Source organism: Campylobacter concisus, from assembly GCF_902460875.1.
GTDB lineage: Bacteria > Campylobacterota > Campylobacteria > Campylobacterales > Campylobacteraceae > Campylobacter_A > Campylobacter_A concisus_AA.
The window spans coordinates 44512-62435 of sequence record NZ_CABPVR010000007.1; the positions used below are offsets into that span (position 1 = coordinate 44512).

A 17924-nucleotide genomic window follows, 5' to 3' on the forward strand; every position below is an offset into this window, starting at 1 on the left:
AACATGATTTTGCTATTTTCATTGCCGATGCCAGCTGTTACGCCTTTTGAGCTATTTCGCAAAGAGCAAAGAGAGCATTTTTTTACTTCGCGGTTTAGCTCATCAATATTGTTGTAATCATGATAATTGCTTAGACTAAGAAAATTTTTATCAATAAACTTGTAGCCAATTAGTTTTAAGAAAAATAATTTTTTTAAAAGCCTATTGTCTTTATTAAAATTCATTTTTGGATTATAACTTGATTTGCTTAAAGTTTGAGTTATGGCTTTTTAAGCTAAGTTATTCAAAGGAATTTAAGTATTGCTTTGATAAAATCCCACTTTTTATATTAACTTTAAGGATAGAAATGAAAAGGACTTATCAGCCTCATAAAACCCCTAAAAAACGCACTCATGGCTTTCGCTTAAGAATGAAAACTAAAAATGGCCGAAAAGTAATAAACGCTAGACGTGCTAAAGGTAGAAAAAGATTGGCTGCTTAGCTGGTTTTGAGTCGTTAAGCGGCTCAAAAGAATTCTCTCAAGTTTATAAAGAGGCTAGCAAGTGGCATTGTGATGCTTGCATTGTTTTTTATAAACCAACAAATGAAAAAAAAATAGCAGTAGTTGCTAGTAAAAAAGTAGGAAAAGCGGTAGTTAGAAATAGAGCTAAAAGACTTTTGAGAGCCGCTTTTTTTAACATTTCTAGTGAATTAAAAGATGGCACATATATTATGATCGCAAAAAATGGAATTACAGAAATTTCATTTGAAAAAATTTGTAAAAATTTAAGTTGGTCTACAAAAAAAATGGGATGTTTAAAATGAAAAAAATTGCGATTAAAGCTATCGCTTTTTATCAAAAATATATTTCCATACTTCTACCAAAAAGCTGTCGCTATTACCCGGCTTGCTCACAATACGCGATTTGGGAATTTCAAACAAATAGTTTTTTTTCTGCTTTTTTTGCAACATTTATGCGAATTTTAAGATGCAATCAACTTTTTAAAGGCGGTATCAACTACCCAATCATCTACAAAAAATTTAACTTATGTTTTATATCTCAAAAAAGTGATACCAGAAATGTAAATTTTTGGTTTGTCCCTTGTCAGAATGGTAAATTTTATGTCGTAAAAGTATTAGATAAATTAAAGGAAAAAAATTAAAATGGAACAGATGTCTATGCAAAAAAGGTTGCTTCTTGCAGCGCTTTTATCTATTGTTTTTTTTATAGTGTATGATTTTTTTATGCCAAAAAGAGTGGTGCCTGAGCAAAACCAAACTACAATGTCTCAAGCAATAGATCAAAATAAAGCTCCAAATATAAATCAAAATACATCAAAATCAAATGAAAATTTAGCTTCAAATGAGATAATCGCTACTATCAAAGGTCAAAGCTACGAAGCAAAAATAGATAAGCTAGGAAGAATTTCAAAATTCTACTTAACTGAAGAGAAATACAAAACTGAAGATGGTAACAAAATAGAGCTTGTTTCGCAAAATCCATTGCCACTTGAGCTTAGATTTAACGATAGTACGCTAAATACCGATGCTTTTAAGGTTGCATATAGTAGTGACGCTAGTGAGATAGATGCTAGCAGTGAGCCTAAAACTATAAAACTTACTCAAAATTTAGATGGAGTTACAGTCATAAAAAATATCAAATTTTACCCAAATGGCAGATATGAAGTTGAAGTAAATTTAAGTAAAAATGTTGATTATTTCATCACTCCTGGTTTTAGGCCAAACATCGCAGTAGATAGCTATACAGTTCATGGCGTGATGCTTAGAAACACGGATGATAGCCTAAATATTATTGAAGACGGTGATGCCAAAGAGGTTAAAAACTATGCAAATACCACAATAGCGGCCGCATCTGATAGATATTACACAACGCTATTTTACTCATTTGAAAAGCCATTTGAAGTAGCCGTAGACAAAGATTCTAACAATAATCCTATTCTTTTTGTAAAGGCAAATGATAATTTAAAATTAGGCGCATATATCGGACCAAAAGAGCATAAAATTTTAAGTTCGATGGACGAGAGACTAAATGATGTTATTGAGTATGGTTGGTTTACATTCATAGCAAAACCGATGTTTGCATTTTTAAATTTCTTACATAATTACATTGGCAACTGGGGTTGGGCAATAGTTGTGCTAACGCTTGTTATAAGGATAGTTTTATTTCCACTTACATATAAGGGTATGTTATCTATGAATAAGCTTAAAGAGCTTGCTCCAAAGGTAAAAGAGCTTCAAGCAAAATACAAAGACGATAAGCAAAAGTTGCAAGTTCATATGATGGAGCTTTATAAAAAGCATGGTGCAAATCCGATGGGTGGCTGCTTGCCGATCTTGCTTCAAATTCCGGTATTTTTTGCGATCTACCGCGTCTTGCTAAATGCGATCGAGCTAAAAGGTGCTCCTTGGGTACTTTGGATACACGATCTTTCGGTAATGGATCCATATTTTGTGTTACCTATCTTGATGGGGCTAACGATGTTTTTACAACAAAAGCTTACACCAACGACATTTACTGATCCTATGCAAGAAAAGGTGATGAAATTTTTACCTCTTATATTTACATTTTTCTTTGTGACATTCCCAGCTGGTCTTACACTTTACTGGTTTGTAAATAACGTTTGCTCAGTTGTTCAGCAAGTATTTGTAAATAAACTTTTTGAAAAACATAAAAAAGCTGCGGAGGTAAAGGCTTAATGAAAATAGAAGCAAATACTCTTCAAGAGGCATTTCAAAAGGCAGCTGAGCAGCTTAACTGCTCAGTAACTCAGCTGGATATAAAAGTTTTACAGCATCCAAGCAGTGGTTTTTTGGGATTTTTTAAAAGAAGTGCGATCATTGAAGCAAATTTAGAAAATCAGCCAAAACCACAACACAAGCCAAAAAATGATAAAAATTTTGTTAAAAAAAATGATGAGAACGAGGCTATAAAAGAGGATAAAAAGCAAGCTAAAAAACACGATCATTGTGATAAAAAGCGAGGTTCTAAAAAATATAGAGATGAAAAAAGCGAAACTAAATTTGAGCAAAAAGAGCATAAAAATGAAAAGTCAAATTTAAGTGAAAAAAATGAAGTTCTAGCTAAAGATGCATTTGTTCAAAAGAGTGAAGAAGAAGCTGAACCAGGATATGTGATAAAGAGACTTGATGAGCCAAAAGAAATAAAGGAGCCACAAGCTAGTAAAAATGCTCCTAAAAATATTTTAGATAATTCTATTATTGAAAATTTTAACCAAACTGATGAAGAGAGTGCGGCTCAAGCTTTACAAAAAGAAAAAAAAGAAAAAGCAACAATCGACTTTGATAAAATTTTACCTGAGATTAAAGATGGCATGAACCGTCTTTTTAAGGCAAGTTGTTTTGATATTAGTAAAATTGAAGTTAGCAAATTTGACGATGAAACGGTACTTATAGAGCTTGATGGAGCTGATGCGGCTCTACTTATAGGTAAAGAAGGTTATAGGTATAAAGCGATATCTTATATGCTTTATAACTGGCTAAATTCAAAATACAACCTCGCTATCCGTCTAGAGATCGCGCAATTTTTGCAAAATCAAGAAGCGATGATGGATCAGTATCTAAATGGCGTGATCGAGCGTGTGCAAAATAGTGGTAGAGCTCAAACAAAGCCACTTGATGGGGTTTTAGTTAAGATCGCACTTGAGAAGCTTCGCGAGAAATTTCCAGATAAATATGTCGGTATAAAAAGTGGCAATGACGGCAAATTTGTCGTCGTAAATGACTTTTTCAAAAAATGAGTGAAACTATCGCAGCCCTTGCCACAGCTTATGGCATCGGCTCAGTTTCTATCGTAAGGCTTAGCGGTAAGGATGCTCTAAGCATCTCTTTAAAACTTCTTAAACTTTCAAATTTAGAGCCAAGATACGCAAAACTAGCCAAAATATACTCCCTTGATGATGAAATTTTAGACGAAGGCATCGTTATATATTTTAAAGCTCCAGCAAGCTTTACAGGCGAGGATATCGTCGAATTTCAAACTCATGGTGGTGTGATGGTGAGCGAGAGAATTTTAAATGAGCTAGTAAGAGCTGGTGCGAGGCTTGCTATGCCAGGCGAGTTTAGCAAGCGAGCATTTTTAAATGGCAAGATGGATCTAGCTAAGGCTGAGGCTATGCAAGGGCTCATCACTTCAAAAAGTGAGATCGCTGCTAAAATTTTGACTCGCCAGATGCAAGGCGATCTTAGTAAATTTGTAGGAGAGATCAGAAGCGAAGTTGTAAAAACTCTTGCCTTTGTTGAGACGATGATTGACTATGCTGATGATGATCTGCCTACAAATTTACTAGAGCAGACTAAACAGATGCTTTTAAAAAATAGCGAGAAACTAGAGCGCATAGCCACTCTTAGCGAGCAAAGAAGAGGGCTGATCGATGGCTTTAAGATTGCTATCGTTGGTAAGCCAAATGTTGGCAAAAGCTCCATTTTAAACTCATTTTTGGCATACGAGAGAGCGATCGTTAGCGACGAGGCTGGCACGACCAGAGATAGAATAGAAGAAAATTTCAAGATCGGCTCACATCTAGTTCGCATAATAGATACCGCTGGTATCAGAAAAGATGCTGGAAGGATCGAGCAAATCGGCATAAACTACTCAATCTCTGCCATAAACGAAGCTGACATCATCCTAGCTGTTTTTGATGGCTCAAATCCAAGCGACGAGCAAGACAAAGAGATAATTAGGCTTGTTTCTAACTCAAATAAAAAAGCCTTTTTTATCCTAAACAAAAGCGATCTGGCGTTTAAATTTGACATAGAGCTAGAGGGCGCTATCAAAATTTCAGCAAAAACCGATACAAGCGTAGTTTTAAAAGAGCTTGAAAGCTACCTCAAGACGCAAGACACCGACGAGATCATGCTAAGCTCAAACCGCCAAATTTTAAGTTGCAAAGAGGCGAGCGAGGCTTTAAGAAGAGCATTTTTAAGGCTAAATGAAGATGAGCTAGAAATTTTTGCTTATGAGCTAAATAGTGCGATAAAGGCGCTTTCAAGCATCACAAAGCCATTTGAGAGAAGTGAAATTTTAGACGAGATGTTTAGCCATTTTTGTTTAGGAAAATGATAGTTTTTTTGGTTAAAATTTTCGTTTTTTAAAGGAGAGAGAATGAAAATTTTACTTATAAATGGTGGCAAAAAATTTACCCATTCAGATGGCAAGCTCAATTAAACACTTCACGATCTTGCGTGCGAAAATCTCGCAAAAATGGGTCACGAGATAAAGCAAACTACAATAGATCATGGCTATGATATAGAGGCTGAAGTCGAGAAATTTCTATGGATGGACGCAGTAGTTTGGCAGATGCCAGCTTGGTGGATGGGCGAGCCTTGGATAGTGAAAAAATATATCGATGAGGTCTTTACTGCAGGCCACGGCAAGCTTTATACGAGCGATGGCAGACACAGGGTCGATCCAACTAAAAACTACGGCAAGGGTGGCTTGCTAAATGAGAAGAAATTTATGCTAAGCCTTACTTGGAATGCCCCAGCTGAGGCATTTAGCGATCCAAATGAGTTTTTTGATGCGTGCGGGATCGATGGAGTTTATTATCATTTTAGAAAGGCAAATGAGTTTTTGGGCATGAAGCCACTTCCATATTTTGTCTGCTACGACGTGATAAAGATGCCAGATGTGCCAAGATATCTAAAAGAGTACGAAGCGCATCTTGAAAAAGTTTTTAAAAATACGAAATAGAAATTTAAAATAGAAACAAAACTGCAAACATAAATAAAAGTGGCAACAAAATAGCTACGAGCTAGGTTTGAAAATTTTGCCACTTTTTATTGCCATATTAGTAAAAATAAAACACTGGCATAAATTTTAAAATGCTAATATAAAAAGGCCTTATCAAAGTAGGCAAAATTCTCTCAATAATGCTTTATTCTGCTAAATTTCAAAAGGCTTTTTAGTAACTTTTTATAAGCAAGATTGTAAAATGGCTTAAAATTCTTAAAAGGTTACATCAATGGATAAAGCTACCATACAAGCACATAAAATCAGCGACGAAGAGTATGAGGAGATCTTAAAAATTTTAGGACGCGAGCCAAATTTGCTAGAGCTTGGCATATTTTCAGCGATGTGGAGCGAGCACTGCAGCTACAAATCAAGCAAAAAATACCTAAACGGCTTTCCGACAAAGGCGCCTTGGGTCATCCAAGGACCTGGTGAAAATGCCGGCGTCATCGACGTTGGAGACGGGGTTGCTGCTGTGTTTAAGATGGAGAGTCACAACCATCCAAGCTTTATCGAGCCGTTTCAGGGCGCTGCAACTGGCGTTGGTGGAATTTTAAGAGATGTCTTTACGATGGGCGCAAGAGTCGTTGCGAATATGAACTCGCTTCGTTTTGGTGAGATAAGAGGCGAAAGTGAGCTGGCTAAAAAACATAGATATCTACTAAAAGGAAGTGTCGCAGGTATCGGACACTATGGCAACTGCATGGGTATCCCAACGATCGGTGGCGAAACTACCTTTGATCCTAGCTTTAATGGCAACATCCTAATCAACGCTTTTGCGCTTGGTCTTTGCAAAAGTGATGAAATTTTCTACGGCAAGGCTGAAGGTTTAGGCAATCCAGTCATTTACGTGGGCTCAAAGACCGGTAGAGACGGACTTGGAGGTGCTGTGATGGCGAGTGATAGCTTTAACGACGAAAACAAATCACTTCGCCCAACGGTGCAAGTGGGCGACCCATTTGCCGAAAAGCTGCTTATGGAGGCGTGCTTAGAGCTCTTTAAAAAAGACTACATCATCGGCATCCAAGATATGGGTGCAGCAGGGCTTACAAGCTCTAGCTTTGAGATGGCTGGCAGAAGTGGCAGTGGTATGAAGATGTATCTAGACCGCGTGCCGATGCGCGAAGTTGGCATGACGCCTTATGAGCTGATGCTAAGCGAGTCTCAAGAGCGTATGCTAATATGCGCCAAAAAGGGTTATGAGCAAAAGGTGCTTGAAATTTTTAGAAAGTGGGACCTTGACGCTGAGATCATCGGCGAGGTCACAAGTAGTGGCGTGATGCAGCTTTACTGGCATGGTGAGCTTGCAGGCGAAATCCCTATTGGCCCACTTAGCGAGGCAGCTCCGGTGCTTGATCGTCCAGTCACACGTCCAAAATACCTTGATGAGATTGCAAATTTAAAAATTCCAAATAATGTTGATAATAAAACTGCATTTTTCAAGCTTTTAAAAGAGCCAGAGGTACTAAATAAAAGCTTTATCTACGATCAATACGACGCAAATATTCAGACAAATACTATAAAACAGCCTGGTCACTTAGGCGCCGCAAGTATTAGAGTAAAAGGCACTAAAAAGGCCGTCTCTATGGCTGCGCAGTGCGATCCTAGAGCAAATTTTGTTGATCCTAAAATTGGCGCTGCAAGAGCCGTCGCGGCAGCTGGTAGAAAGGTAGCGATGAGTGGCGCTGTGCCACTTGCGATCACCGACTGCCTAAACTACGGCAACCCGCAAAATCCAGAGGTTATGTGGCAGTTTAAAGAGGGATGTGAAGGCATAAAAGAGGCTTGCCGTGAGCTAAATACACCAGTCGTTAGCGGCAACGTGAGCCTTTACAACGACACCGACGGCGTGAGCGTCTATCCGACACCAGCCATTGTCACAGTTGGCGTAAATGAGGATGCAAACTTAAATCTAAAAAGCACATTTTTAAGCGAGGGCAGGGCAATTTACCTGCTTGGTGATACAAGTGGAGAATTTGCAGCTTCACTTTATGCAAAGGCGCTATTTAATGTGGTTGGCGGTAAGCTAAAAGAGGTTGATTATAAAGCTGAGCGAGCCCTTTGGGACCTAGTGATTGAAGCAAATAAAGAGCAAATTTTAGAGTTTGCAAATAGCGTAGGCGTAGGCGGTCTTGCTATTACGCTAGCAAAAATGGCTAGTATTTCAAATATCGGCGTAAACTGCGAAGCGAAATTTAAAGAGTCAAATTTTATCTTTGATGAAAGCTTTTCAAGAGCAGTTGTTAGCGTGAAAGACGAGGTTAAATTTGAAGCGCTTGCTGCTAAATTTGGTGTGAAATTTGAAAAGATCGGCGTTAGTGGCGGCAGAAGATTTAAACTAAATGATATTGATGAGAGCGTAGACGAGATAAGAGAAATTTATCTAAATGAGTTTGCAAAAATAGTTAGAAAAGAGGATTAAAAAATGGCTTTGAAAAAGGGCAAGGTCGCTGAGGCTGAAAATGAGCAAAAGGAAGCAGAACAAGTTGAAAAACGAGGCGTAGCAAAGCCGCCAGTGCTTTTTAGTAAGACACAAAATTTAATAAAATCAATCGAAAAAAGACTAAACGCTACTTTGATAACTTACTATAATTCAAACGCTGGTAGCGTTTGCGGCAACGACGCAAGTGCTATGTATGAAATTTTAAAGGGTAAAAAGATAGATACTGCTTATCTTTTTATAAAAAGTGATGGTGGAAGCGGTATTGCCGCTCTTAGGATCATCACCACACTTAGAAATTACTGCAAAAATTTAATAGCCCTAATACCTGCAAACTGCGCCTCAGCTGCTACCATGATGGCACTTGGCGCAAATGAGATTGTCATGGGACCGCTTGCCTATCTAACGCCTGTTGATACTTCACTCAAACACGAGCTTAGCCCGACAAACAAAGGCAATGAGCTTGTGAGCGTTTCGATGGACGAACTTAGTCGTGTGGTCAAGCTTTGGAAAGAGCAAGATAAAGATAGACCAAACGACACAAACCCTTATAACTCACTTTATGAGTATATTCATCCACTAGTCTTTGGTGCGGTTGACCGTGCTAGCTCGCTATCGCTTAAGATTTGCACCGAGCTTCTTAGGTATCACATCGATGATGATAAAAAGATCGCAGAAATTTCTGAAAGGCTAAATGGCGACTATCCAGCTCACGAATATCCGATCCTCTTTAGAGAGGCGCACGAGATCGGCCTTCATGTAAAAAAGATGGATGATGATCTAAATGAAATGCTTCAGGAGCTAACGCTACTTTACTCTGAGATGGGACAGCGGGCTTTTACTGACTACGATGAAAATAGCTACCACGATAACAATATTGCAAACATCATCGAAACAAATGGCAAGCAAATTTACTATCAGATAGATAAAGACTGGTTCTACCGCCCTGAAGAGCGTCGCTGGAATGTGATGAATGACGAGAGCTCTTGGCGTAAAAACGAGCTAGTAAATGGCAAAATAAAAAATACTATCTATCACTTGTGGTAATTTATGAATTTTATCTTTTACATTGTTCTTTTTGTCGCTTTTTATTCGCTTTTTTCTGTCTATAAAAGCGGCAATGCTTCACAAGGAAAAAGAGAAAATTTAGCCTTTGGTGAGGCTAAATTTCTTGTGGCATTGCTTGCAAAAGTAGCTAAAAGTGATGGCAGAGTTAGCGAGCTAGAGGCTAGGCTGATCACTCAAGTGCTAGATGATCTAAGCCAGAAAGTTAGCGGTGTTAGCGGTGTGCGTGAGTATCTAAAAGAGGTTTATAAGAGCCAAAAAGAAAATGTAGATAACGCCTACGAAACCGCTAGAAACTACAAGAGTGCTTTTAATCTAAACTACGATACATGTGTCGCCAGACTCACATTTTTTCTAAATTTAGCCTACATCGATGGAGAATTTAACAAAAGTGAGCAAGATGTTATAAGAAATATCGCTTATGGATTTGGCATTGATAAAGAAACACTTGATGAGATCATCTTTAAATTTGATAGCTTTTATGGCTCAAGATTTGATACAAATCTCGATGAAATGGTCCAAGAAAAAGATGCGTTTGAGGTTTTAGGACTTAGTAAAAATGCAAGTCTTGAAGAGGTAAAAGCTCGTTACAAAGAGCTTGTAAGGCAGTATCATCCTGATATCTTAATGGGTAGGGGCGAGAGTAAAGAGGTGATCGAGCGCTCAACTAAAAAGCTTCAGGAGATAAACGAGGCTTATGGGCGTTTGAAAGAGAAATTTGGAGCTTAGATGAAGAAATTTATTATTTTGCTGCTAGCAGTGGCTGGCTTTTGTAATGATTTTAAAGTGGTAAATGTCGATGGAAAAGAGATAAAATTTAAGCTTACGCAAAGCGAGCTTTATCAAGATCAAAGGTTAGTCATCAGCAACTACGATGTTAAAGATAGCAATGTGAGTATAGTATTTGTCGATAAAGATGGCAACAAGAGCGACATTATGTCAGTTCAAGCAAAAAAATTAAATGAAATTAGTGAGTATATCTTTTCGTATGATCGCGGCATAAAGATGATGAAATTTAGTTCGAAAAAGCCGATATGCGAGGCGCTTGAGAAAGAGGAACCTGTAAATTTAAGCGTATTAGATGCGAGATATTTTGACGGCAATCAAATTTCAAGCTATGCCTTTAGCGTTGATATTGTTGGTCAAAAGCGTGAAAACTTTGTAGAGAGAAAAGACTATTATATAGATGCGGCTACAAATGTTATGGTTACGCTAGAAGTCTTATCGATAAAGAATATCGCAAAGGATATAAAAATGGGGCAGCTTCTGCTTGTAAAAGGTATGTGTTTAACAAAAAGATAAAAAATTTAATAAAGGAGAAAAAATGAGAGCATTGCTTAGCGTTAGCGATAAAGAGGGCATTGTAGAGTTTGCAAAGGGGCTGGAAGAGCTTGGCTGGCAGATACTTTCAACTGGCGGTACATTTAAGCTTTTAAAAGAAAATGGTATCAAAGCGACTGAAGTTAGCGAATTTACGGCGTCACCTGAGATGTTTGAGGGCAGGGTAAAGACCCTTCATCCAAAGATCCATGGTGGCATCTTGCACAAACGCGACGACGCTAGGCACGTGGCTCAGGCAAAGGAGTATGGCATCGAGGGCATTGACCTAGTTTGCGTAAATTTATATCCATTTAAAGAGACTACCATCAGGACTGATGACTTTGCCGAGATCATCGAAAATATCGACATCGGCGGCCCAGCTATGGTAAGAAGTGCGGCTAAAAATTTTAAAGACGTGCTCATAGTCACAAACGTACTTGACTACGATGAAATTTTAAAGCGCCTAAGAGAAAAAAGCGATGATTATGAGTTTAGAAGATCGCTGATGATAAAGGCATTCGAGCACACAGCAGCTTATGATAGTATGATCGCAAACTATATGAATGATAGATTTAATGGTGGTTTTGGCGATGCTAGATTTATCGTGGGAAGCAAGGTTTTTGATACAAGATACGGAGAAAATCCACACCAAAAAGGGGCACTTTACGAGTTTGATTATTTCTTTACAAATAACTTTAGAGCTCTAAAAGGCGAGGCAAGTTTCAATAATATGACCGATATAAATGGTGCATTGATGCTTGCAACTAGCTTTGATGATGCTCCAGCAGTGGCTATCATCAAGCATGCTAATCCTTGTGGTTTTGCTGTAAAAGATACTTTGCTTGAAAGCTACGTGGCAGCGCTTAAATGTGATCCGATATCAGCTTACGGCGGCGTGGTCGCGATAAATGGCACGCTTGACGAGGAGCTTGCTAAAAAGATAAATGAAATTTATGTTGAGGTCATCATCGCTGCAAATGTCGATGATGCCGCGCTTAAAGTATTTGAGAGTAAAAAACGCATCAAAATTTTCACTCAAGACAATAAATTTTTAGTTCGCTCAAATGATAAATTTGACTTTAAACACGTTGATGGTGGATTTGTATTTCAAGAAAGAGACTATGTAAAGGACGAAGAGCTTGAAAATATGAAGCAAATGAGCAAGAAATTTGCAACTGGTAGTGAGCTAAAAGATGCTCAGATTGCGTGGAAAGTGGCTGCACTAACGAAGAGCAACTGTGTAGTTTACGTAAAAGATGGCGCTATGGTAGCTATTGGCATGGGTATGACAAGCCGCGTTGATGCTGCTCGTGCAGCCGTGGCAAAGGCAAAAGAGCTAAAGATCGATCTAAGCGGCTGCGTACTTGCAAGTGAGGCGTTCTTTCCGTTTAGAGATAGTATCGACATCGCTAGCAAAGTGGGCGTAAAATGCGTCATCGAGCCAGGCGGTAGCATCAGAGATGATGAGGTGATAGAGGCTGCCAATGAGCATGGCATGTCGCTATACTTTACTGGCGTTAGACACTTTTTACACTAAAATTTAGGGGCGCTTGCCCCTTTCTTCACACTTTATAACTTTAATTTTCGTATAATCTTTCAAAAACAAAAGGAGATAGAATGAAAAAGATCTTAAAATTTATCTTAATGGCGGCAATGTTTTTTGGTCTAAATTTGATGGCAAAAGATGAGCTTATAAAGGAGCAGACGATGGCAGGGCAAAAATTAAAAGAAATTTATCTAGCAGGTGGTTGCTTTTGGGGTATGCAGGGATATTTTAAAAAGATATTTGGTGTAGTGGATACAAAGGTAGGCTACGCAAATGGCAAGAGCGAAAATACTAGCTACCGCGAGCTTCATGAGAGCGATCATGCTGAGACACTTTATGTAAAATACGACGAAAATAGAGTCGCTTTAGCTGAAATTTTGGCTCACTTTTTTAGAGTGATCGACCCGACATCGCTAAATAAACAAGGCAATGACGTCGGTAGGCAGTATAGAAGCGGAATTTACTATGTGAGCGAAAGTGATCTGCCAACGATAGAGAGCTTTATGAAAATAGAGCAAAAGAAATTTAAAGATAAGATCGTGGTTGAGGTGGCGCCACTTAAAAATTTCGTCTTAGGTGAGGAGTATCATCAAGACTATCTTGATAAAAATCCTTTTGGATATTGTCACATTGACCTAGGTTTAGCTGATAAACCGCTTTACGATGAGGCAAAATTTAAGCCGCTTAGTAAAGATGAGCTAAAGAAAAATTTAAGTAGCGAGCAGTATGCCGTGACGCAAGAAGCAGCGACTGAGAGGCCATTTAGCAGTGAGTATGATAAATTTGATCAAAAAGGTATTTATGTAGATATAACGAGCGGAAAGCCACTTTTCTCAAGTGCAGATAAATTTGATGCAGGATGTGGCTGGCCAAGCTTTACAAAGCCTATCACAACAACAGCTCTTTCATATAAGGAGGACAACTCGTTTATGATGAAAAGGGTCGAAGTTAAGTCTCAAAATAGTGACGCGCACCTTGGGCATGTTTTTGACGATGGCCCAAGCGATAAGGGTGGGCTAAGATATTGCATAAACGGTGCGAGCCTTAAATTTATACCGCTTGAAGATATGGCTAGACTTGGATACGAGGAATTTATACCTTACGTAAAATAGCTTTTGTTGAAGCAAATCAATAGTTTAAAAAGTTTAATCAGAGTATAATTCTCCAAAATTAAAAGGAGAAAAAATGAGCGATTTTTTCAAAAATGCGGAGCAATTTAGTGTTGATGGTGCAACCGTGCCATTTTATAAATTTAATGAAAATGGTGTAAATTTTGTTGGCTTTGACTCACGTCCTTGCGTGCCGCCAGAGCCAATGGTCAATGCATTAATCGCTATTAAATTTGCTGATAAAAACACAAAAATTATGATGCTAAATCATAAATTTCCAGCTGGTCTTATACCAAAGATAGATAAGAGCTTTGACATAGAGCGTGAAGATATAGATGGTGGGGCTGTAAAGATGATTTTTAGCCTAAAAGACGGTGCAAACATAGAAGACGTAGATACGAGTCTTTGTCACTAAGATGCTTTTAAATACTTATGCACCACCATTTAAGTTAGTTGGTGGATATTTTATTGCTGGAATTTTCTTTTTAGCATTAAGTGTGCCAGCATTCTTTTATGCAGATTTTGATGCGATTAGGTCACTAAATACAGCTGGTTTTTTGCATATATTTTTTGTTGGCTTTGTTATGAGCATTATCATTGGAGCACTCTATCAGCTAACCTCAGTCATCTTAGAAAAGCCATTTTTTACCGCAAAAGGTGCTATTTTAAATTTGGTTATTTTTTGTCTATCATTGCTGGGTATGTGCTACGGGATGTTATTTGCTGAGGCTAAAATTTTACAAATTAGTGGAGTTTTGCTTTTTTGCTCACTTGCCTTTTTTGCTACGACTTATGCACTAAGCTTTATGGATAATGAAAAAAAGAGCTTTGCGGCCTTTGCACTTTTTGTTTCAGCTATCTTTTTGGTAATTGGAATAACGCTTGGTTTTTGCTTGCTTATGATACTTAGTGGCACGCTGATGCTTGATTTTGAGATGACACTAAAATTTCACGTCTATTTTGTGCTAGGTTTTGTATTTCTTGTGATACTTGGAGCTGCTAGCGTACTCTTACCTATGTTTGCATTGGCTCACGATCTAAAATTTACACTTAGCAAGGCCTCACTAGCATGCTATATTTTGGGTGGCATCTTACTAGCTTTTAATGAAAATTTGTCTATTTTGTCAATATGTGTGGCGGCTTTACTTTTTATAGCTCAAGCACTTTATATTTTAAAAAAGCGCGTTAGAAAGGCGTATGATTACTGGAATGTAAATATAGTGCTTTCGTTGGTGGCTTTGCTTGGTGCTGCTGTTTTTATAGCTTTAGACAAATTAAATTTAGCTGCATATTTTTTAATATATGGCTTTTTATTTGCTTTTATCGTAGCTCATCTTTACAAGATCGCACCATTTCTCATATGGTATCACTACGTAGCACCTTTTGTCGGAAAGGTAAAAGTGCCACTTCTTGATGCCATGATACTAAAAAAGATAGCTTATTTTGGTATAGCTTTTAATGCTATCTCGCTTCTTTGCTATCTTTTCTCAACTTGCTTTGAACTAGAAATTTTAGTGCAAGCTGGTATGATGTTTATAGCTCTTAGTATAGTTTTACTATCAATAAATATAATAAATATTTTTAGATTTACTGGTTTTAAAGGATAAAAAATGAAAGAAAAAATTTATAACGCACTGTCAAATATAGTTGATCCAGAAGTTGGCTTTGATATCGTTTCGCTTGGACTTATATACGATGCGAGCTGCGATGAAAATGGCAAAGCAAAAGTTACTATGACGCTTTCAACCAAATCTTGCCCACTACATGAAATGATACTTGGCTGGGTAGAAACTGCCGTGCTTGATATAGAAGGTGTCAAAGAGTGTGAGATCGATCTTGTCTGGGAGCCTGAGTGGAATATACAAATGGCAAGCGATTTTGTAAAAGCACAACTTGGAGTTTAAATTTTAAGTTTTTAGATTTGAAAGTTTGTAAATTTTTAATAAGCTAGAGAGCAAAAGCTCTCTAGAAATTTTAAGGAGTTTGTTTTTTTATTAGTCCATTTGATGGCGCATAAATGATGGCACATCAAGTTGTGACATATAGTCTTCGTCATATCCACCACTAACTTTTTTAAGTCTTAATATACGCTCTTTTTTTATGATATCGCTTGCATTAGAAGTTTGTACTTCATCTTTTTTTTCAGTTTCTTTTTGTGAGCTTTGAAAACCTGTGGCTATTATTGTAACTTCAACTTTATTGTCTTCTATTTTATCATCAGTTGTTGTACCAAATATAATTTCAGCATCTTCATCTGCTGCCTCATGAATAATACTCATCGCATTATTGATATCAGCTAGTGGACAACTAGGGCTTATTCTAAAATGAACTAAAATACCAAATGCACCATTTATTGTCATGTTATCAAGAAGTGGTGATTGTATAGCATTTTTTATAGCTTCTTGCGCTGCATCCTCGCCACTTGCTTCGCCAACACCCATTAAAGCTAGTCCTCTATGGCTCATAATCGTTCTAACATCTGCAAAGTCTAGATTTATATCGCTTTTTCCTGAGTCAAGTACGATCGTACTCATACCATTGACGGCTCTTGCAAGTACTTCATCAACCATTTCAAAGCTTTCTTTTATACCAGCATTTTTATCAATTAGTGTTAAGAGTTTATCGTTTGGAATGACTACAATAGAATCGCTTTCTTTCCTGAGCTCTTCAAGGCCACAATCAGCCAGTTTTCTACGTTTTTTTCCTTCAAACATAAAAGGCATGGTAACAACTGCAACTGTTAGTGCACCAATATCTTTTGCAGCTTGAGCAACTACTGGAGCTGCACCTGTACCAGTTCCACCACCAAGTCCTGTACCAATGAAAACTATATCTGATGTCTCAAGTGCACTTTTTACTTCATCGTAGCTCTCTTCAGCAGCGGCTTTTCCTATTTCAGGTCTCATGCCTGCACCTAGACCTTTTGTTGTCTTTTCTCCAAGCTGTATTTTTGTATGTGCAAGAGAATTTTCAAGAGCCTTAGCATCTGTATTAGCAACAATAAGATCTATATTTAAATTTGGATTAACTCTTATTATGTGGTTGACCATATTGCCACCACCTCCACCTACACCTACGACTTTTATCTTTGCACCATAGATGCTTTTATTTTCTTCTACTGTGAAGCTACTCATTTTTGAAATTCTCCTTAAAATAATTGTGTAATACTATACCAAAATTTTGCAAAAGCATTTGGCTTTTTTTCTTGTTTGCTAATATCTGCAATATTGGCAAGCTCTTCTTTGTTTTTTGATTTATTTGCTATCTCTAATTCAAAATCTTTATCAGAAAAACTATCCTCTTTTTCATTTGGATCCTGCACCTCTTGTCCAAAATTTTGTACATTTTCTTCTTCTACAAAAACATTTCTAAAATTTACTTTCGGTTTTGAGGCTATTTCCCCTTGGTATCTCATTTTTTTCTCAGAATCAATCTCGTATGGGCTAAAGTTGCCAGCACCATACAAACAAAGCCCTATAGCACAAGAATTTGCTGGGTCTCTTAAAATTTCAAATAATCCATCCATTTCTTTTGGTTTTGCTATACGAACTGGCATTTTATCAAATATCGCAGATGCAAGATCCCTAATACCTTCTAGCTTAGTCATGCCGCCAGTAAGTATTATTCCAGCACCAATGCTATCTTTATAGCCGCTATCTTCTAGCATCTTAGCAAGTACCATAAGGGTTTCTTCTGCTCTGGCATATATAACATTTGATATTATGTCTAGTGAAACTTCGTGGCTTTTTGTTTCATCTCCAAGGATCGGGAGCTCTATTAAATCAACTGACTTATTTATTAAAGCGCCATAACCTAATTTTATCTCTTCTGCCTTTGGAAGAGGTGTATGCAGAGCCATAGAAAGATCATTTGTAATGTTTGCTGAGCCAACAGGTAAAAATTCATTGTATCTTATAGAATTTCCAGAATGTACCACAAGATTACAAGTCGCACCACCCATATCAACAAGTGCGGCACCAAGTTCTTTCTCATCTTTTGTTAATGTTGCTATCGCAGAAGCATATCCTGAAAGCACTATATTATCTAGTTGAACACCTGCTAAATTTACGGCTTTTCTTAGGTTGCTAATAGATGACTTTTGTACTGTAACAATATGTGTTTGAACTTCTAGCCTACTACCGTTCATACCTATTGGATCTTCAATATGTTCTTGCCCATCTACTTTAAAATTATAAGGAAGCACATGTAGTTTTTCATATTCATGAGGTATGTCAGCCGTATGATCGGCCATTTGCATAGCACGCTCAATCTCTTTTATACCTATTTCATGATTTGGTATATTTACTACACCGCTACTATCAACGCTTTTTGTATACGCACCAGAAATAGAAACTATGACTTTTTCATAGCGTGTTCCTGCAACTCTTTGTGCTTCTATCAATGCATTTTTTATCGACTTTGCAGCTTGTTCAATATTAGTTATAACACCTTTTCTTATTCCCTGCGTTTTTTCAGTTCCAATTCCAATTATCTTAATACCATTTTCATCATGTTGTGCTATTACTGCACAAATCTGGAAAGAGCCGATATCTATACCTAAAATTTTTGTACTCAAGATAAATTACCTTTTGATATATTCTTTAACTTCATAGTATTTTTTAAGTTTGTTTGTTAAATCTTTTATTAGCTCATTATTTTTAAGCATTGTAACGTTCTGCTGTGTTATTTGCTTAT

The 17924-nt window shown here is 37.4% G+C and carries 17 protein-coding genes and 2 pseudogenes; 16 read left to right on the forward strand and 3 right to left on the reverse strand.

The features are described from left to right. Positions 1-224: pseudogene (locus F3H01_RS09405) on the reverse strand (uracil-DNA glycosylase); the annotation flags it as partial. 122 nt (positions 225-346) lie between these two features. On the opposite strand from F3H01_RS09405, the gene rpmH reads away from it, so the two are divergent. From rpmH to F3H01_RS04170, 16 genes and pseudogenes are all read left to right on the forward strand, one after another. Further along, on the forward strand, positions 347-481 hold the full coding sequence (gene rpmH / locus F3H01_RS04095) for a 50S ribosomal protein L34 (protein ID WP_002940373.1): 135 nt from the start codon (positions 347-349) through the stop codon (positions 479-481). Then, the gene (rnpA, locus tag F3H01_RS04100) at positions 469-804 is read left to right on the forward strand and encodes a ribonuclease P protein component (RefSeq protein WP_072594909.1); all 336 of its coding nucleotides are present in this window, start codon (positions 469-471) and stop codon (positions 802-804) included. Before rpmH ends, rnpA begins: the two co-directional genes overlap by 13 nt. After that, entirely contained in the window at positions 801-1142 is a 342-nt protein-coding gene (gene yidD, locus F3H01_RS04105; RefSeq protein ID WP_149724943.1) for a membrane protein insertion efficiency factor YidD, read from the forward strand. Before rnpA ends, yidD begins: the two co-directional genes overlap by 4 nt. A gap of 1 nt (position 1143) precedes the next feature. Further along, positions 1144-2697 (forward strand): membrane protein insertase YidC, encoded by a 1554-nt coding sequence (yidC, locus tag F3H01_RS04110; protein WP_149724944.1) that lies wholly within the window; start codon positions 1144-1146, stop codon positions 2695-2697. Continuing rightward, a complete protein-coding gene (locus F3H01_RS04115; protein ID WP_149724945.1) occupies positions 2697-3758 on the forward strand; it encodes a Jag N-terminal domain-containing protein in 1062 nt (353 codons plus the stop codon). Before yidC ends, F3H01_RS04115 begins: the two co-directional genes overlap by 1 nt. Continuing rightward, entirely contained in the window at positions 3755-5080 is a 1326-nt protein-coding gene (gene mnmE / locus F3H01_RS04120; protein WP_149724946.1) for a tRNA uridine-5-carboxymethylaminomethyl(34) synthesis GTPase MnmE, read from the forward strand. Before F3H01_RS04115 ends, mnmE begins: the two co-directional genes overlap by 4 nt. A 42-nt stretch (positions 5081-5122) precedes the next feature. Further along, positions 5123-5710, forward strand: a pseudogene (locus tag F3H01_RS04125) (NAD(P)H-dependent oxidoreductase). Between the two features lie 271 nt (positions 5711-5981). Next, a complete protein-coding gene (gene purL / locus F3H01_RS04130; protein ID WP_149724947.1) occupies positions 5982-8171 on the forward strand; it encodes a phosphoribosylformylglycinamidine synthase subunit PurL in 2190 nt (729 codons plus the stop codon). 3 nt (positions 8172-8174) lie between these two features. Continuing rightward, positions 8175-9236 (forward strand): SDH family Clp fold serine proteinase, encoded by a 1062-nt coding sequence (locus F3H01_RS04135; RefSeq protein ID WP_107695291.1) that lies wholly within the window; start codon positions 8175-8177, stop codon positions 9234-9236. Between the two features lie 3 nt (positions 9237-9239). Continuing rightward, positions 9240-9983 (forward strand): TerB family tellurite resistance protein, encoded by a 744-nt coding sequence (locus tag F3H01_RS04140; RefSeq protein WP_149724948.1) that lies wholly within the window; start codon positions 9240-9242, stop codon positions 9981-9983. Beyond that, positions 9984-10556: a hypothetical protein gene (locus F3H01_RS04145; protein WP_149724949.1), complete on the forward strand. Its 573-nt coding sequence runs from the start codon at positions 9984-9986 to the stop codon at positions 10554-10556. It abuts the gene before it with no gap. A gap of 22 nt (positions 10557-10578) precedes the next feature. Then, a complete protein-coding gene (purH, locus tag F3H01_RS04150; protein ID WP_149724950.1) occupies positions 10579-12111 on the forward strand; it encodes a bifunctional phosphoribosylaminoimidazolecarboxamide formyltransferase/IMP cyclohydrolase in 1533 nt (510 codons plus the stop codon). Positions 12112-12191: 80 nt separating this feature from the next. Then, positions 12192-13232 carry a peptide-methionine (R)-S-oxide reductase MsrB gene (msrB, locus tag F3H01_RS04155; RefSeq protein ID WP_103593169.1) on the forward strand — a complete coding sequence of 347 codons (1041 nt, stop codon included), beginning with the start codon at positions 12192-12194 and terminating at the stop codon, positions 13230-13232. Between the two features lie 73 nt (positions 13233-13305). After that, positions 13306-13644, forward strand: coding sequence for a hypothetical protein (locus tag F3H01_RS04160; protein WP_087576898.1), 339 nt, complete (start codon positions 13306-13308; stop codon positions 13642-13644). A 1-nt stretch (position 13645) separates the two neighbouring features. After that, complete coding sequence (locus F3H01_RS04165) at positions 13646-14836, forward strand: peptidase M50 (RefSeq protein WP_149724951.1); 1191 nt, start codon at positions 13646-13648, stop codon at positions 14834-14836. Between the two features lie 3 nt (positions 14837-14839). Next, complete coding sequence (locus F3H01_RS04170; RefSeq protein ID WP_021091019.1) at positions 14840-15133, forward strand: metal-sulfur cluster assembly factor; 294 nt, start codon at positions 14840-14842, stop codon at positions 15131-15133. A 90-nt stretch (positions 15134-15223) separates the two neighbouring features. Here F3H01_RS04170 and ftsZ read toward each other — a convergent pair whose 3' ends face one another. Both ftsZ and ftsA read right to left on the reverse strand, forming a co-directional pair. Beyond that, a complete protein-coding gene (ftsZ, locus tag F3H01_RS04175; protein ID WP_021090604.1) occupies positions 15224-16363 on the reverse strand; it encodes a cell division protein FtsZ in 1140 nt (379 codons plus the stop codon). A gap of 14 nt (positions 16364-16377) precedes the next feature. Next, positions 16378-17805 carry a cell division protein FtsA gene (gene ftsA, locus F3H01_RS04180; RefSeq protein ID WP_103589435.1) on the reverse strand — a complete coding sequence of 476 codons (1428 nt, stop codon included), beginning with the start codon at positions 17803-17805 and terminating at the stop codon, positions 16378-16380. Positions 17806-17924: the final 119 nt, after the last annotated feature.

What these genes read in the sequence shown, in the direction of transcription:
- rpmH (WP_002940373.1), top strand. Translation starts at nt 347, where the DNA reads ATGAAAAGGACTTATCAGCCTCATAAAACCCCTAAAAAACGCACTCAT.
- yidD (WP_149724943.1), top strand. Translation starts at nt 801, where the DNA reads ATGAAAAAAATTGCGATTAAAGCTATCGCTTTTTATCAAAAATATATT.
- yidC (WP_149724944.1), top strand. Translation starts at nt 1,144, where the DNA reads ATGGAACAGATGTCTATGCAAAAAAGGTTGCTTCTTGCAGCGCTTTTA.
- F3H01_RS04115 (WP_149724945.1), top strand. Translation starts at nt 2,697, where the DNA reads ATGAAAATAGAAGCAAATACTCTTCAAGAGGCATTTCAAAAGGCAGCT.
- mnmE (WP_149724946.1), top strand. Translation starts at nt 3,755, where the DNA reads ATGAGTGAAACTATCGCAGCCCTTGCCACAGCTTATGGCATCGGCTCA.
- purL (WP_149724947.1), top strand. Translation starts at nt 5,982, where the DNA reads ATGGATAAAGCTACCATACAAGCACATAAAATCAGCGACGAAGAGTAT.
- F3H01_RS04135 (WP_107695291.1), top strand. Translation starts at nt 8,175, where the DNA reads ATGGCTTTGAAAAAGGGCAAGGTCGCTGAGGCTGAAAATGAGCAAAAG.
- F3H01_RS04140 (WP_149724948.1), top strand. Translation starts at nt 9,240, where the DNA reads ATGAATTTTATCTTTTACATTGTTCTTTTTGTCGCTTTTTATTCGCTT.
- F3H01_RS04145 (WP_149724949.1), top strand. Translation starts at nt 9,984, where the DNA reads ATGAAGAAATTTATTATTTTGCTGCTAGCAGTGGCTGGCTTTTGTAAT.
- purH (WP_149724950.1), top strand. Translation starts at nt 10,579, where the DNA reads ATGAGAGCATTGCTTAGCGTTAGCGATAAAGAGGGCATTGTAGAGTTT.
- msrB (WP_103593169.1), top strand. Translation starts at nt 12,192, where the DNA reads ATGAAAAAGATCTTAAAATTTATCTTAATGGCGGCAATGTTTTTTGGT.
- F3H01_RS04160 (WP_087576898.1), top strand. Translation starts at nt 13,306, where the DNA reads ATGAGCGATTTTTTCAAAAATGCGGAGCAATTTAGTGTTGATGGTGCA.
- F3H01_RS04165 (WP_149724951.1), top strand. Translation starts at nt 13,646, where the DNA reads ATGCTTTTAAATACTTATGCACCACCATTTAAGTTAGTTGGTGGATAT.
- F3H01_RS04170 (WP_021091019.1), top strand. Translation starts at nt 14,840, where the DNA reads ATGAAAGAAAAAATTTATAACGCACTGTCAAATATAGTTGATCCAGAA.
- ftsZ (WP_021090604.1), bottom strand. Translation starts at nt 16,363, where the DNA reads ATGAGTAGCTTCACAGTAGAAGAAAATAAAAGCATCTATGGTGCAAAG.